At 53.7% G+C, this 14,548-nt stretch carries 12 protein-coding genes and 1 pseudogene; 6 read left to right on the top strand and 7 right to left on the bottom strand.

All coding sequences use genetic code 11. The features are described 5' to 3' along the window. Nucleotides 1-89 precede the first annotated feature (89 nt). From ACH0WD_RS11620 to cysE, 5 genes are all read left to right on the top strand, one after another. Nucleotides 90-521 carry a rhodanese-like domain-containing protein gene (locus ACH0WD_RS11620; RefSeq protein WP_001156179.1) on the top strand — a complete coding sequence of 144 codons (432 nt, stop codon included), beginning with the start codon at nucleotides 90-92 and terminating at the stop codon, nucleotides 519-521. Between the two features lie 85 nt (nucleotides 522-606). Further along, nucleotides 607-858: a glutaredoxin 3 gene (gene grxC / locus ACH0WD_RS11625; protein ID WP_001273795.1), complete on the top strand. Its 252-nt coding sequence runs from the start codon at nucleotides 607-609 to the stop codon at nucleotides 856-858. Nucleotides 859-901: 43 nt separating this feature from the next. After that, nucleotides 902-1,369: a protein-export chaperone SecB gene (gene secB / locus ACH0WD_RS11630; RefSeq protein ID WP_000003370.1), complete on the top strand. Its 468-nt coding sequence runs from the start codon at nucleotides 902-904 to the stop codon at nucleotides 1,367-1,369. Next, nucleotides 1,369-2,388: an NAD(P)H-dependent glycerol-3-phosphate dehydrogenase gene (gene gpsA / locus ACH0WD_RS11635; protein WP_001076596.1), complete on the top strand. Its 1,020-nt coding sequence runs from the start codon at nucleotides 1,369-1,371 to the stop codon at nucleotides 2,386-2,388. Before secB ends, gpsA begins: the two co-directional genes overlap by 1 nt. A gap of 77 nt (nucleotides 2,389-2,465) precedes the next feature. After that, nucleotides 2,466-3,287 (top strand): serine O-acetyltransferase, encoded by an 822-nt coding sequence (cysE, locus tag ACH0WD_RS11640; protein WP_001112114.1) that lies wholly within the window; start codon nucleotides 2,466-2,468, stop codon nucleotides 3,285-3,287. An 82-nt stretch (nucleotides 3,288-3,369) separates the two neighbouring features. Here the strand turns inward: cysE and ACH0WD_RS11645 are convergent, their stop codons facing one another. Both ACH0WD_RS11645 and ACH0WD_RS11650 read right to left on the bottom strand, forming a co-directional pair. Continuing rightward, nucleotides 3,370-4,680 (bottom strand): MFS transporter, encoded by a 1,311-nt coding sequence (locus ACH0WD_RS11645; protein WP_001092104.1) that lies wholly within the window; start codon nucleotides 4,678-4,680, stop codon nucleotides 3,370-3,372. A gap of 73 nt (nucleotides 4,681-4,753) precedes the next feature. Next, on the bottom strand, nucleotides 4,754-5,950 hold the full coding sequence (locus ACH0WD_RS11650) for an L-talarate/galactarate dehydratase (protein ID WP_001218249.1): 1,197 nt from the start codon (nucleotides 5,948-5,950) through the stop codon (nucleotides 4,754-4,756). 318 nt (nucleotides 5,951-6,268) lie between these two features. Here ACH0WD_RS11650 and ACH0WD_RS11655 point away from each other — a divergent pair, with 318 nt between their 5' ends. Further along, entirely contained in the window at nucleotides 6,269-7,273 is a 1,005-nt protein-coding gene (locus ACH0WD_RS11655) for a LacI family DNA-binding transcriptional regulator (RefSeq protein WP_001805166.1), read from the top strand. 67 nt (nucleotides 7,274-7,340) lie between these two features. On the opposite strand, the gene trmL is transcribed toward ACH0WD_RS11655, so the two are convergent. The 5 genes and pseudogenes from trmL to sadA form a co-directional block, all read right to left on the bottom strand. Beyond that, nucleotides 7,341-7,814 (bottom strand): tRNA (uridine(34)/cytosine(34)/5-carboxymethylaminomethyluridine(34)-2'-O)-methyltransferase TrmL, encoded by a 474-nt coding sequence (trmL, locus tag ACH0WD_RS11660; protein WP_000932337.1) that lies wholly within the window; start codon nucleotides 7,812-7,814, stop codon nucleotides 7,341-7,343. A gap of 64 nt (nucleotides 7,815-7,878) precedes the next feature. Then, the gene (gene lldD, locus ACH0WD_RS11665) at nucleotides 7,879-9,069 is read right to left on the bottom strand and encodes a quinone-dependent L-lactate dehydrogenase (protein WP_000586988.1); all 1,191 of its coding nucleotides are present in this window, start codon (nucleotides 9,067-9,069) and stop codon (nucleotides 7,879-7,881) included. Further along, nucleotides 9,066-9,842, bottom strand: coding sequence for a transcriptional regulator LldR (gene lldR / locus ACH0WD_RS11670; RefSeq protein WP_000636704.1), 777 nt, complete (start codon nucleotides 9,840-9,842; stop codon nucleotides 9,066-9,068). The genes lldD and lldR overlap by 4 nt, the downstream gene beginning before the upstream one ends. Further along, nucleotides 9,839-11,494 carry an L-lactate permease gene (lldP, locus tag ACH0WD_RS11675; protein WP_001055302.1) on the bottom strand — a complete coding sequence of 552 codons (1,656 nt, stop codon included), beginning with the start codon at nucleotides 11,492-11,494 and terminating at the stop codon, nucleotides 9,839-9,841. The genes lldR and lldP overlap by 4 nt, the downstream gene beginning before the upstream one ends. A 298-nt stretch (nucleotides 11,495-11,792) precedes the next feature. Beyond that, nucleotides 11,793-14,548, bottom strand: a pseudogene (gene sadA, locus ACH0WD_RS11680) (trimeric autotransporter adhesin SadA); the annotation flags it as partial.

Raw genomic sequence — 14,548 nt, forward strand, 5'->3', positions numbered from 1 at the left:
CAGTGCACGCTCTGGCTGTATTTGCGCCACTGCACAGGTATACTCCTTTCCTGGTTTTTTAATCACTACGTCGGGAGTTGTTACCCCCCATGCAAGAAATTATGCAATTTGTTGGCCGTCATCCCATACTGAGTATCGCCTGGATTGCGTTACTGGTGGCGGTTTTATTTACCACGTTCAAAGGTCTGACTTCAAAAGTTAAGGTGATTACACGCGGCGAAGCCACGCGCCTTATCAACAAAGAGGACGCCGTTGTTGTGGATTTACGTCAACGTGACGATTTCCGTAAAGGCCATATCGCTGGCGCGACCAATTTGCTGCCGAGCGAAATCAAAGCCAACAATGTTGGCGAACTGGAAAAGCACAAAGACAAGCCGATTATCGTGGTCGACGGTTCAGGTATGCAGTGCCAGGAATCCGCTAACGCGCTGACAAAAGCCGGCTTTGAAAAGGTCTTTGTGTTGAAAGAAGGCGTAGCAGGCTGGAGCGGCGAGAATCTGCCTCTGGTGCGCGGTAAGTGATTACCCGTCGTTTTCATGACGTAAGGGGAATGACTTGCCCTTGCGTCGACATGAAATCCATCGGGTAAAAAACAGGAGCGAAGTCATGGCCAATATTGAAATCTACACCAAAGCAACCTGTCCGTTTTGCCATCGTGCAAAGGCGCTGTTAAACAGCAAGGGCGTGAGTTTCCAGGAAATTGCGATTGACGGCGACGCCGTGAAGCGTGAAGAGATGATCAAACGTAGTGGCCGAACGACGGTTCCGCAAATTTTTATTGATGCACAGCACATTGGCGGTTGTGACGACTTGTATGCGCTGGATGCGCGTGGTGGACTGGATCCGCTGTTGCGTTAAGGCGTACTCAAGTATTTAAGGACAACACTAAAGGGTTTTACACATGTCAGAACAAAATAACACTGAAATGGCTTTCCAGATCCAACGTATCTATACCAAGGATGTTTCTTTCGAAGCGCCAAACGCACCGCATGTTTTCCAGAAAGATTGGCAGCCAGAGGTTAAACTGGATCTTGATACGGCATCTTCCCAACTGGCGGATGACGTTTATGAAGTTGTGCTGCGTGTTACCGTAACGGCTTCCTTGGGGGAAGAAACCGCGTTCCTGTGCGAAGTTCAGCAGGCCGGTATTTTCTCCATCAGCGGTATTGAAGGTACTCAGATGGCGCATTGCCTGGGCGCATACTGCCCGAACATTCTGTTCCCGTATGCTCGCGAGTGCATCACCAGCCTGGTTTCACGCGGTACGTTCCCGCAACTGAACCTTGCGCCGGTCAATTTTGATGCGCTGTTCATGAACTATTTGCAGCAGCAGGCTGGCGAAGGTACTGAAGAACATCAGGATGCCTGATGAACCAAAGTAATGCGTCAATGACAGTCATCGGTGCCGGCTCGTACGGCACCGCTCTCGCCATCACTCTGGCGAGAAACGGCCACCAGGTTGTCCTGTGGGGCCACGACCCAAAACATATCGCGACCCTGGAGCACGATCGCTGCAACGTCGCGTTCCTTCCCGATGTGCCTTTTCCCGATACGTTACACCTGGAAAGCGACTTAGCAACCGCGCTGGCGGCCAGTCGTAACATTCTGGTAGTGGTGCCAAGCCATGTTTTCAGCGACGTGCTGCGGCAGATTAAACCGCTGATGCGTCCGGATGCGCGTCTGGTATGGGCGACCAAAGGCCTGGAAGCGGAAACGGGGCGCCTGTTGCAGGATGTCGCTCGCGAGGCGTTAGGCGATCAAATCCCGCTGGCGGTGATTTCCGGTCCGACGTTCGCTAAAGAGCTGGCGGCGGGTTTGCCGACGGCAATCTCGCTGGCCTCAACCGATGAGACCTTTGCCGACGATCTCCAGCAACTGTTGCACTGCGGAAAAAGTTTTCGCGTCTATATCAATGCGGATTTTATCGGCGTGCAGCTTGGCGGCGCGGTGAAAAACGTGATTGCGATTGGCGCGGGGATGTCTGACGGCATCGGCTTCGGCGCGAACGCCCGCACGGCGCTAATCACGCGTGGACTGACCGAAATGTCGCGGCTTGGCGCAGCGCTTGGCGCCGATCCCGCCACCTTTATGGGGATGGCGGGTTTAGGCGATCTGGTGCTGACCTGTACCGACAACCAGTCGCGCAACCGTCGTTTTGGCATGATGCTTGGCCAGGGTATGGACGTTAAAGGCGCGCAGGATAAGATTGGCCAGGTGGTCGAAGGCTATCGCAATACGAAAGAAGTTCGTGAATTGGCGCACCGTTTTGGTGTTGAAATGCCAATAACCGAGGAAATTTATCAAGTATTGTATTGCGGAAAAAACGCGCGCGAGGCAGCATTAACGTTATTAGGTCGCGCCCGCAAGGAAGAGCTGAGTCGCCACTAGCCGTAAGGAACTGTTTGCATAAACGACCCAACCCGCACAGAACGGGTTGGTCGTTTTCTGCCCGTCTGGAGTAAACCATGCCGTGTGAAGAACTGGAAATCGTCTGGAAGAATATTAAAGCTGAAGCCCGCGCTTTAGCTGACTGTGAGCCTATGTTGGCCAGTTTTTATCACGCCACGCTACTCAAGCATGAAAATCTGGGCAGTGCGCTGAGCTATATGCTGGCAAATAAACTGGCTTCGCCCATCATGCCCGCTATCGCTATCCGTGAAGTAGTTGAAGAAGCCTATGCCGCCGACCCGGAAATGATCGCGTCGGCAGCCTGCGATATTCAGGCCGTGCGCACTCGCGATCCGGCGGTGGATAAATACTCCACGCCGCTGTTATATCTGAAAGGCTTTCATGCGCTACAGGCCTACCGCATTGGTCACTGGTTGTGGAATAAAGGTCGCCGCGCGCTGGCTATCTTCCTGCAAAATCAGGTTTCGGTCTCGTTTCAGGTGGATATTCACCCGGCAGCGAAAATTGGCCGCGGGATTATGCTCGACCATGCCACCGGTATTGTGGTGGGGGAGACGGCGGTTATTGAGGATGATGTGTCGATCCTGCAATCCGTCACCCTGGGCGGTACCGGGAAAACGAGCGGCGATCGTCATCCTAAAATCCGCGAAGGCGTGATGATTGGCGCGGGCGCGAAAATTCTCGGCAATATCGAGGTGGGGCGCGGCGCGAAAATTGGCGCAGGTTCCGTCGTTTTACAGCCTGTCCCGCCGCACACTACCGCCGCAGGCGTTCCGGCGCGTATTGTCGGCAAGCCGGGCAGCGATAAGCCGTCGATGGATATGGACCAGCATTTCAACGGGCTACACCATACGTTTGAGTATGGCGACGGCATCTGAATTGCGCGGTACAACTAAAAAACGCTGTTCCGATGGAGTGCAATCCCGGAACAGCGGAGCGAAGAATTCGCAATGTGGACAATCAGGCTGCGGATGATGTCAGCGTGATGCGATCCAGCGGGCCGACGATAAACAGATATGAAATGAGACCAATAAGTCCCATCGAGCCAACGTATAAAATGGCAAAGTCGAACGACTGAGTATTGGCAAGAATCACGCCGATGACCAGCGGCGTAACGATGCTTGCCATATTGCCGCACATGTTAAATACGCCGCCGGCAATACCCAGAACTTCCTTCGGCGAGGTGTCGCTGAGTACGCACCAGCCCAGGTTACCAAACCCTTTGGCAAAAAAGGCCAGACTCATCGCCGCAATGACCACAAATTCTGAAGAGGTGTAGTTGGCGATCACTATTACGCAAGAGAGCAACATACCGCAGATAACAGGCAGCTTCCGCGCGACGGTAAGGCTATAGCCGCGTTTGAGCAGCCAGTCGGAGAACACGCCGCCGAGCAGGCCGCCAATAAAACCGGCAATGGCTGGAATACTGGCCACAAAACCGACTTTCAGAATCGACATGCCTTTCGCCTGGTACAGGTAGGTCGGGAACCAGGTCAGGAAGAACCAGGTGATAGAGGTGACGCAGAATTGCCCGATGTAAACACCGATCATCATCCGGTTAACACAGACGGTTTTAATCTGCGCAAACGTTATTTTCTGCGGCTCCTTTTTACAGCCCAGAGAGGGCTCGCCACCACCGCTACGAATATAGTCAATTTCCGCTTGATTAACTTTTGGGTGGTGCATCGGATCTTTGACTTTCATTAACCAGAATATACCGAGCATCACACCAATAGCGCCAATATAATAGAAGACAAAATGCCAGCTTAAATTATGCAGAATGATCGTCATTAGCGGGGTGATAATGCCCAGCGAGATATATTGCGCAGCCTGATAAACTGAAGTAACGAAACCTCGTTCATTATTGGGAAACCATTGTACGCTTAAACGACTGTTCGCCGGAAAGGCAGGCGCTTCAATCGCGCCCATCAGCAGACGTAGAATAACCAGTACAATTAATGGGCTGCCATACAAATAGATCGTTCCCTGAAACATGGTTACTAACGACCAGCCAATCAATGCGCAACCGTAAACCAGTCGTGAACCGTAGCGGTCTAATAGCCAACCGCCGGGTAGTTGCATAATGACATAGGCAATACCAAATGAGGAGAAGGCCAGGCCCATCGCTTCCGGATCAAAACCTAATTCTTTACTCATTATTGGGGCAACTACGGATAGAGTTGCGCGATCCGCATAATTAAATACGGTAGCAAGAAATAAAAATATAAGAATGGTATGACGCACTTTTGTGCGCTTTATTATTGTGTTCATTATCTACTCCTCAGATAAGGGCAGAATGCATCCTGTAAGGTAAGAGAGGCGGGACGGATTCCCGCCAGTCGGGTTAAGGGCGTTTGCCAAATTCACATGTTAATTGTGTCCAGCGGCGCGCTTGTTCACTGAGCGTAAAACCCAGACCATGACGATCGGAAATCCACATGCGGCCATCGCGCAGCTCAAGTTGCTCGTTGAATAATGGGTTCAGCCACTCGAAATGTTCCAGCCACGGCTCCAGGGGATACGCTGCGGAAAGGTGCAGGTGTACTTCCATCGCAAAGTGCGGCGCCAGCTTACGCCCGTGTTTCGCCGCCAGATCCATAATCTTCAGGAACGGAGAGATACCGCCGACACGCGGCGCATCTGGCTGAACGAAATCGCTGGCATTGCCCAGAATCAACTGCTCGTGTTCCCGGAAACTGGTCAGCATTTCCCCGGTGGCGATAGGCGTATCCAGCGCGGCAGCAAGCTGGGCATGGCCTTCGATGTCGTAAGCATCTAATGGTTCTTCAATCCAGATAAGGTTGAACTGTTCCATTTTACGCCCCATGCGGATAGCCGTTTCGCGATCCCACTGCTGGTTAGCGTCAACCATTAACGGAAACTCATCCCCAAGCGCTTCACGTACTGCGGTTAAGCGGCGAATATCCTCAGCGCAGTTGGGTTGTCCGACTTTCAACTTAATACCGCCAATGCCATTTTCGCGGGAAATCACCACATTTTTCAGCACTTGATCGAGCGGTGTATGCAAGAACCCCCCTGAGGTGTTGTAACACTGAACGGAGTCGCGGTGCGCGCCCAACAGTTTTGCCAGTGGCAGACCGGCACGTTTAGCCTTCATATCCCATAAGGCGATATCGATAGGGGAGATAGCCTGTACCGCCATCCCGCTACGCCCCACCGAGGCTCCGGCCCACAGCAGCTTGGTGTATATTTTGTCGATATCATTGGGATCTTCGCCCAGTAGATTATCGGCTATCTCTTTGGCGTGAGCATAAATACCCTGGCCGCCAGCACGTTTGGAGTAGCTAAAACCAACGCCTTCAAAGCCATCGCGACTGCGGATTTCGGCAATGATGATTGCCACTTCGGTCAAAGGTTTCTGGCGACCGGTCAGTACCTTCGCGTCACTCACTGGCGTCGCCAGCGGTAGAAAAGCCAGTGATAGCTTCACCCATTCGATACGATCGCCGGTTTCTGCCGCGGTTCTGGTATTCGCCGCTTTTGCATACGTTACGGCGTCGGAATTCGCGCTTAAAGCCATTTTTTTTCTCCTGATAATCACAAAATGATTGCGCTAACATTTTTATTATTAAGCGAGCACAGGATCCAGAAAGTTGATGTTGATTTGAACATTTGATCACATATGTCGCATAAAAAGCAGGATTTATTGCAAAATGGATCACGATCCAAAAATATCTGGGGAAATGCATAATACAAAATGATGGCGCTATCATTTTGTAATGACTGAGCTTGATAACCTACTGTATTTACGGCCTTTCCTGATGCGAAGCTGGCAATAGCCGCAGGCATGATGAATAATGCGCGGATAAATCAGCCAATCTTTGCAGGGGCATCAGACGTGAAGAGAACCAAATCACCTCGTGCGCCGACGCTGGAAGATGTAGCACGTAGCGCCGGGCTGTCTCCGATGACAGTCAGCCGGGCATTGAATTCGCCACAACTGGTTCGCCCCAAAACGGTTGAGAAAGTCATGCAGGCGGTTCGCGTCACAGGCTACATACCCAACGCGTTAGCCGGTGGTCTGGCGTCGCGACGGAGTAAATTAATCGCTGTCGTCGTGCCGCAAATTAACAACAACATGTTTGTCGATACCATCCAGTCGCTGAGCGATGAACTGGCCCGACGCGGATATCACATATTGCTGTGCGTGGCCGGATATACCGAACAAACGGAAGCGGAATTGGTGGCGACACTGCTTTCCCGCCGCCCCGATGGCGTGGTGCTTACCGGGATCCATCACACGATAGAACTGAAAAAGGTCATCCTGAACGCGGCTATTCCGGTGGTGGAAATTTGGGACTTAACGCCCACGCCGCTTGATATGCTGGTTGGTTTTTCCCATGAAAAAGTCGGGCAGGCGACGGGGGAGTATCTTCTGAGTAAGGGCTATCGTCGTCCCGGCTTGTTGTGGACCGCCGATCGCCGAGCCGCGCAACGTAAGCAGGGGTTATGTAGTGTTCTTCAACGCCACGCTATTCATGCCGTACCGCAGGTAGATGTCCCCCTTCCGGCATCGCTTTCGCTGGGGCGCAGCGGTTTAAGCCAGCTTTTTGACGAAGGGACGTTTGATGTCATTGTTTGCAGTTCTGATACCCTGGCACAGGGGGCGATGATGGAGGCGGAAAGCCGTGGTATGCGCATTCCGCATGATTTAGCGGTTATTGGTTTTGGCGACCTTGATTTTGCCGCCAGCAATCGACCATCAATTACTACCGTAAGCGTTGACAGACGCGCCATTGGCCAGCGCGCCGCTACGCTGTTGGCCGATCGTATTGAACAGAAACCGTGCGCAGAAGCTATTGTGGATATTGGCTTTCATTTGATTGAGCGAGAGTCCGCATAAACGGGAACATGCCATCGGGATCGGCCAGGCCGGATCAGGCGTTAGCCGCCATCCGGCATTGAATATATTACGACCGCAATACCGCGCCGGGATATCCTAACTGGCGCCACGCTTCATACACCACCACCGACACCGAATTCGACAGGTTCATGCTACGGCTATCCGGCATCATCGGAATGCGAATCTTCTGCTCTTTAGGCAACGCATCGAGAATGCTGGCGGGCAGGCCGCGCGTTTCCGGGCCAAACATCAAATAATCGCCATCCTGATAGCTTACGGCGCTATGGGCGGGCGTACCCTTTGTCGTCAACGCAAACAGGCGCTGCGGGTTTTCGGCGGCGACAAAGGCGGCATAATCGTGATGGCGCTGAACCGCGGCGAATTCGTGATAGTCCAGCCCTGCGCGGCGTAAGCGCTTATCATCCCAGGTAAACCCCATCGGTTCGATGATGTGCAGACGAAAGCCGGTATTGGCGCAAAGACGAATGATGTTGCCGGTATTCGGCGGGATTTCTGGTTCGAAGAGTACGATGTTAAGCATGATGCCCCCTTAAATGCGGGGGGCAGAATAGCAGAAATTTACCGGGCTCTCACGCGCCAGGCGTTCAGGCGGCATCGCCTTTGCTCATTGGTGCCAGCGCGGCGGGCAAACTTTTCCCCAGTTCCTGCACCAGTGAATCGCCACTGATTTCGCTAATGGATTTCGCGCCGGTCAGGGTCATGGCGACTTTCATCTCTTTCTCGATCAGGTCCAGCAGATTGGCGACACCCGCTTTTCCTGCCGTCGCCAGCGCGTAGAGATAGGCCCGACCCAGCAGTACGGTATCGGCCCCCAACGCAATCATACGCACGACATCCAGCCCGTTACGAATCCCGCTATCCGCCAGAATGGCGATATCGCCTTTCACCGCATCGGCAATGGCGGGCAGGGCGCGGGCGGAAGAGAGCACGCCATCGAGCTGGCGGCCGCCGTGATTCGACACCACGATACCGTCAGCGCCGAAACGTACCGCATCGCGGGCATCTTCTGGATCGAGGATCCCTTTGATCACCATTGGGCCGTCCCAGAATTCGCGTATCCACTCCAGATCTTTCCAGGAGATGGACGGATCGAAGTTATTTGCCAGCCAGCCGATATAGTCCTCAAGGCCGGTCGGTTTACCCAGATAGGCGGAAATATTGCCTAAATCATGCGGGCGACCGTTCAGGCCGACATCCCACGCCCATTTAGGGTGCATCACCGCCTGCCAGTAACGGCGCATGGCCGCGTTTGGGCCGCTCATCCCGGAGTGGGCGTCACGGTAGCGCGCGCCCGGCGTCGGCATATCCACGGTAAAGACCAGCGTGGAGCAGCCCGCCGCTTTTGCTCGTTCCAGCGCATTACGCATAAAGCCCCGGTCACGCAGTACATAAAGCTGGAACCACATCGGGCGCTTAATGGTTGGTGCAACTTCTTCAATCGGACAGACGGAGACGGTGGAAAGGGTGAACGGAATGCCCTTTGCGTCTGCGGCGGCGGCGGCCTGTACTTCGCCGCGACGGGCGTACATGCCGCACAGGCCTACCGGCGCTAATGCCACCGGCATCGACAACGTTTCGTTAAACAGGGTCGTTTCCAGGCTTAAATCGGACATATTTTTCAGCACGCGCTGGCGCAGAGCGACTTGCGACAGGTCTTCCACATTTCGGCGCAGGGTATATTCCGCATACGCGCCGCCGTCGATGTAGTGGAAGAGGAAAGGAGGCAACGTGCGCTGAGCTGCGGCGCGATAATCGCTGGCTGCTGAAATAATCATGATTTATTCTCCCTGGTCATCTCATTATGGTCGCCGGGCAGGCGGGTAATACGCGCCTGGCGGGCCTGGTCTTCATCAAATCGTTTAATCGTAGTGTGGACAAAACTGAGGTGCGCCATCATCGCTTTACGCGCGCCCTCGGCGTTACCGTCCAGAATGGCGTCCATCACCGCCTGGTGTTGTTCCGTCAGCTTTGAGAATACGGGCGGAACGAGATACATACGCTGGCGACTCTGTTTGACGGAGGATTGCAGGACGTCGAAGAAACCGCGCATGGTTTGCAACAGCACCACATTGTGCGAGGCTTCCGCGATCGCCAGATGAAATCGCACGTCGGCCTGGGAGGCGAGATCCGGGTCTTCGCTGAGCGTCGCATCAAAGCAGAGTCTGATTTTCTCTTTGTCGGCAGCGGTGGCACGCATGGCGGCGTGCCAGGCCGTACTGGCTTCAATGGCGTGGCGGGCTTCCAGAATATCGAAGCTGTAATCAGGATCGTCCGCCAGCAGGGTCTTCAGCGGCTGAACGATGTTTTGTTCAGACCAGGCTTCATGCTGCCAGCGAACAAACGTCCCGCCGCCGCGACGGCTGATCAACACGCCTTCACTCACCAGCTTTGCTAACGCCTCGCGCAGCGAGTTGCGCGACACGCCGAGCTGTACGGCCAACTGGCGCTCAGCGGGCAATTTCATGCCCGCCTCCAACTGCTGTTCTTCAATCAGCGCCCGCACGCGAGAGGCAATCTCGTCTGACAGTCGTCTGGGCATCACAATCATGGAATCATCCAGGTTAAAACATAGGCCTGCAGGGTGGTAATCACCCCCACCATGCAGGTGAAAATCAAGCTATGTTTCACGGTAAAGCGGAACAGATCAGACTCTTTCCCCACTAATCCCACTGCCGCACAGGCGATAGCGATAGACTGTGGAGAGATCATCTTGCCGGTCACGCCGCCGGTGGTATTTGCCGCCACCATCAGCACATCCGAAACGCCGATTTGCTGAGCTGCGGTGGCCTGCAGGGCGGCAAACAGGGCGTTAGATGAGGTATCGGACCCGGTCAGGAATACCCCCAGCCAGCCGAGGAACGGCGAGAAGAAAGTAAACGCGCTGCCAGTGTGCGCCAGGGCCAACGCCAGGGTTGATGAAAGCCCGGAGTAGTTAGAGATAAACGCGAATGCCAGCACCATCCCGATGGAATAGATTGGTAGCGCCAGATCTTTCAGCGTGTTGCCAAAGGTCTGCAGCGCAGCGGACGGCTTCATCTTCAGCCAGACGATAGACAGCAGAGCGGCAAACAGAATCGCGGTACCGGTGGCGGAGAACCAGTCAAATTTGTACACCGCCGCGTAGGCTGTGGCTTCGTGTACGACCGGCGGCATGCGGGCTACCAGCTTGTCGAGGAACGGAACCGGAATATTGACCACCCAGTGGTACATCGCGCCACCCGGCGCAAACAGCGCTTTAAACGGCGGTATGCTCCACAGCGTGACGGTGGCTGTCAGGAACAGGAACGGGGACCAGGCGCGGATGATTTGCCCTGCAGTGTAGCGGGTGCGCGACAGGTCCATATCGACCTGCGAAGCGCCCATATCGCCGAAGCGGAAGATACGTACCGGCTGCCAGCGTTTCAGGAACAGCGTCAGACACACCAGTGAGACCAGCGAAGAGATGATGTCCGGCAGTTCCGGCCCGATAAAGTTGGAGCTGAGATACTGGGCGATAGCAAACGAGCCGCCAGCGACCATCACCGCAGGCCAGGTTTCTTTCACGCCGCGCCAGCCGTCCATAATCGCCATAATCCAGAACAGCACGATAATGGTCAGGAACGGTAGCTGACGACCGACCATCTGACCGATTTCAAAGCTGTCCAGGCCCGTGACCTGTCCGGCAACCAGAATCGGGATCCCCATCGCGCCAAAGGCGACAGGCGCGGTGTTTACAATCAGGCACAGCCCTGCCGCATACAGCGGATTAAAGCCCAGACCCACCAGCAGCGCGGCGGTTATCGCCACCGGCGCGCCGAAACCCGCCGCGCCTTCAAGGAACGCGCCGAAGCAGAAGCCGACAATCAGCATTTGCAGACGTTGATCGGGGGTAATCGACAGAATTGACGAGCGAATAATGTCAAACTGCCCGGTCTTGACCGAAATTTTATAGACGAAGACCGCGGCGATGATTATCCAGGCAATCGGCCATAGCCCGTAGAAGAAGCCATACACGACCGATGCCAGCGCGTGATCGACCGGCATTTTATAGAACAGCAGCGCAACGGCGAGCGCGATAACCACCGTCCACGAAGCGGCAACGTAGCCTTTCAGCTTGAGTTTAATCAGGGCGAAAAAGAAGAACAGGATTGGGAGCGATGCGATCAGGCTGGAAAGCCAGATATTACCCGCCGGGTCATAGTTTTGTTGCCAGAGGTTCATTGCAGGTCTCCTGAGAACCACACGCATAATGGGATGAATCTTTGCTCATCTCGTTGGGGTCACATTATGTGTAAAAGTGGTCCTGCCAATATTGTTGTGTATGGATAATGACAACAAATAGTTAACCAGATGTTATTTATTGGCAACGGTATTGTAGAGTTAATTTAGTGAAATGTGAGTAGGCTGTGGTAACGGGCTAAAATTGGTAGGGCCAATTGAGGGGAGAGGACAGCAAAGGGAAGTGAAAAGGCAATGGCATTATGCCATTGCCTTTGATGTCGGGAGTGTTGTTACTTCATTACCACTGGAAGCCCGCGCCAATGGCCGCAGAGTAATCGCCCTGGCTGTTGCTGGTTCCTTGCAATTTATACACCCAGCCCCCGCTTTCACTTACCATGGAGACCCCAATGGCGACGGCACTTTCACCATTAAACGTACCGCCAGCAATCGAGGTCATGTTGGCGCCCGGGGCGTAGGCTTGTGGCAGACCGGCCATCGCCATCGCTGAAGCGATACCGCCGCTCATCTTGTTTTCTACACCTTTGATTTTGCTGTTCATTTCACCCATTTTCTGGTCGGTATAGGTGTTTGCTTCTTCGACGCTGCGTTTCAATTGCGCATAGTTAACCGCATCCGTATCATTCACCGCCGCTGAAACATTGCCGATCCGAGTGGTACCGCCACTCCCGTCTCCCAGGTTGAGCACGCTATAGTTAACCGAGCCATCTGCATTGGTTTCATAACGCACGGAGCCTGCTTCTGAGGCTTTCAGTTGCGCCACATTAACCGCGTCAGTGTTGTTCACCCCTGCGGCAACGTTGGTAATACGGCGTTGTTGAGTAGAAGAGCCGACAGACACAGTATTAGCTTCATCTGCGACGGAATTTGTGCCTAACGCCACGCTGTTTTCAGCGGCAGCAATAGAGCCAGAGCCAATCGCGACGCTGTCCGCACCCTGGGCATTTGCATCTACGCCATCGGTGTTGGTCTTGAAGTACTTGGTGCTACCGGTAGTGACGATATCGCCAATACCGTTTTCAATATTGGTGACGCGAGTATCAAGACTACTCACCTGCGTGTTCAGGTTATTGATGCTTTCGGTATTCGCGGCAACACGGCTGTCGGTGACTTTCAATTGACCAACGTTAACGGCATCGGTATCTGCCGAACCCGCCGCGACGTTAGTGATCTGACGTTGGCCGTCTTCACTGCCGACAGAGAACTCACCGACAGAGTTCTGCGGTGTGTCCATGTTGTAGGCGGTGTAGTCAGTCTGTGCGCCGCGAGTGGTCTGAGAACCATTACCCATTGCAATACTGTTTGCATGATTGGCGCGTGCGTTAGAACCGATAGCAATACCGTTGATGGCATCAGCCATCACCAGTGTATTCAGACCAATACCAATACCTGCATCAGCATTGACGATGGTCTTCGCACCCATTGCCAGTGAGTCAGTTCCGACAGCCAGTGAATCTTCTTCCGTTGAGTTTGCGTGGTAGTACTTGGTCGGTGTAGTAGTGACCGCACCAATGGCATTTTGTAACTGACGAACTGTTACCGCATCTTGCGCTTCAGAGCCGTCAGCAACGTTGGTAATTTGACGATAGCTTTCTCCATCCGTCCCCAATGACAACGCGCCCAGCAACTCTCTGTCTGTTGTATTGTAGCCAATGACGACGCCATCGCTTGTTACGCTCGTTTCTCGTATACCGGTTGTAATAGCGCGGTTAGAGGTGGAGCCACTGCCCAAAGCGATACTGCCATCAATGGTGCTGCTGCTGTTTTGGCCAAGAGCCAGGCTGCCAGCGCCAGAGGCGACGGCGTCGTAACCTACTGCCGTTGCGCCGTTACCCGTTGCGTATGCATCCTGGCCTTCAAGCCCGTTATCATTCGTACGGATGTATTTCACGCCGGTACCATTTTCCGTGATATAGGTTTCGCTGGTATCGCCGGCTAGTTGGCTAATAGATTCATTATACTGAGAAATCAGCATGTTAGTTTCATAGAGCTGAGAGCCATTAACAGCGTCAGTACTGTCACTGGCGATTTCACCTGCTGCTACATTGGTTATCTTATTGGTACCGCTGGTACCGTGGCTGGCGCTGAACGCACCCTCTTCGTCATCCCAGCTCAGTGCATCGGTACCAAGATTGGTGATGGACGTATTGATATCCGCGATAGCAGAGGTGTTTTGATCCACCTTCTGGTTGGTTTCATACAACTGTGAGCCGTTTACCGCGTCTGTACTGTCCTCAGAAAGCGCCCCGGCGGCGACATTGGTTATTTTACTGGTGCTTCCACCGTGGTTTGCGCTGAAAGCGCCGATGTCTTCGTCCCATAACAGAGCGTTATCAGTGAGGCCGGTAATGGACGTATTAATGTCGGAGACAGAAGTATTCAGGTTCTCAATCGCGGTGCTGTTCTGAGTGATGTTAGTGGTATTGGCGGCGATATCGGTCGTGTTCTGATCCACTTTTTCATTGGTTTCGAACAGCTGCGAGCCGTTAACCGCGTCGGTACTTTCTTCAGACAGCTCTCCGGCAGCAACGTTGGTGATTTTGTTTGTCGTACTACTTCCGTGGCTGGCAGAGAACGAACTTGTTGTTTCATTCCAGCTCAGATTGTCAGAGCTAAGATTGGTGATGGACGTATTAATATCTGCGATAGCAGAGGTGTTTTGATCCACCCTCTGGTTGGTTTCATACAACTGGGAGCCGTTCACCGCGTCTGTACTGTCCTCAGAAAGGTCCCCGGCGGCGACATTGATGATTTTACTGGCGCTTCCGTTGCGGTTAGCGCTGAATGCGCCAGAGACTGCATCCCATAGCAGTGCATCGTCGGTGAGCGTGGTAACTGAGTTGCTCAGGTTGTTGATACTGGTGGTGTTGGTGGCGATATCAGTGGTGTTCTGATTGATGCTGGTTGTATTGGCAGCGATATCAGTGGTGTTCTGAGACACATTTTCATTGGTGGCAAACAATTGTGAGCCGTTAACGGCGTCGGTGCTGTCAGCGGCCAGGGTACCCGCCGCCAGATTGGTGATTTTACTGTCGC

This window comes from Salmonella sp. 2020_1395 (assembly GCF_043848115.1).
Taxonomy (GTDB): Bacteria; Pseudomonadota; Gammaproteobacteria; order Enterobacterales; family Enterobacteriaceae; genus Salmonella; species Salmonella enterica.

Coding starts and splice junctions, on each gene's coding strand:
- secB (WP_000003370.1), top strand. CDS start 902: ATGTCAGAACAAAATAACACTGAAATGGCTTTCCAGATCCAACGTATC.
- lldD (WP_000586988.1), bottom strand. CDS start 9,069: ATGATTATTTCAGCAGCCAGCGATTATCGCGCCGCAGCTCAGCGCACG.
- cysE (WP_001112114.1), top strand. CDS start 2,466: ATGCCGTGTGAAGAACTGGAAATCGTCTGGAAGAATATTAAAGCTGAA.
- lldP (WP_001055302.1), bottom strand. CDS start 11,494: ATGAACCTCTGGCAACAAAACTATGACCCGGCGGGTAATATCTGGCTT.
- ACH0WD_RS11650 (WP_001218249.1), bottom strand. CDS start 5,950: ATGGCTTTAAGCGCGAATTCCGACGCCGTAACGTATGCAAAAGCGGCG.
- ACH0WD_RS11645 (WP_001092104.1), bottom strand. CDS start 4,680: ATGAACACAATAATAAAGCGCACAAAAGTGCGTCATACCATTCTTATA.
- lldR (WP_000636704.1), bottom strand. CDS start 9,842: ATGATTGTGATGCCCAGACGACTGTCAGACGAGATTGCCTCTCGCGTG.
- grxC (WP_001273795.1), top strand. CDS start 607: ATGGCCAATATTGAAATCTACACCAAAGCAACCTGTCCGTTTTGCCAT.
- ACH0WD_RS11620 (WP_001156179.1), top strand. CDS start 90: ATGCAAGAAATTATGCAATTTGTTGGCCGTCATCCCATACTGAGTATC.
- gpsA (WP_001076596.1), top strand. CDS start 1,369: ATGAACCAAAGTAATGCGTCAATGACAGTCATCGGTGCCGGCTCGTAC.
- trmL (WP_000932337.1), bottom strand. CDS start 7,814: ATGCTTAACATCGTACTCTTCGAACCAGAAATCCCGCCGAATACCGGC.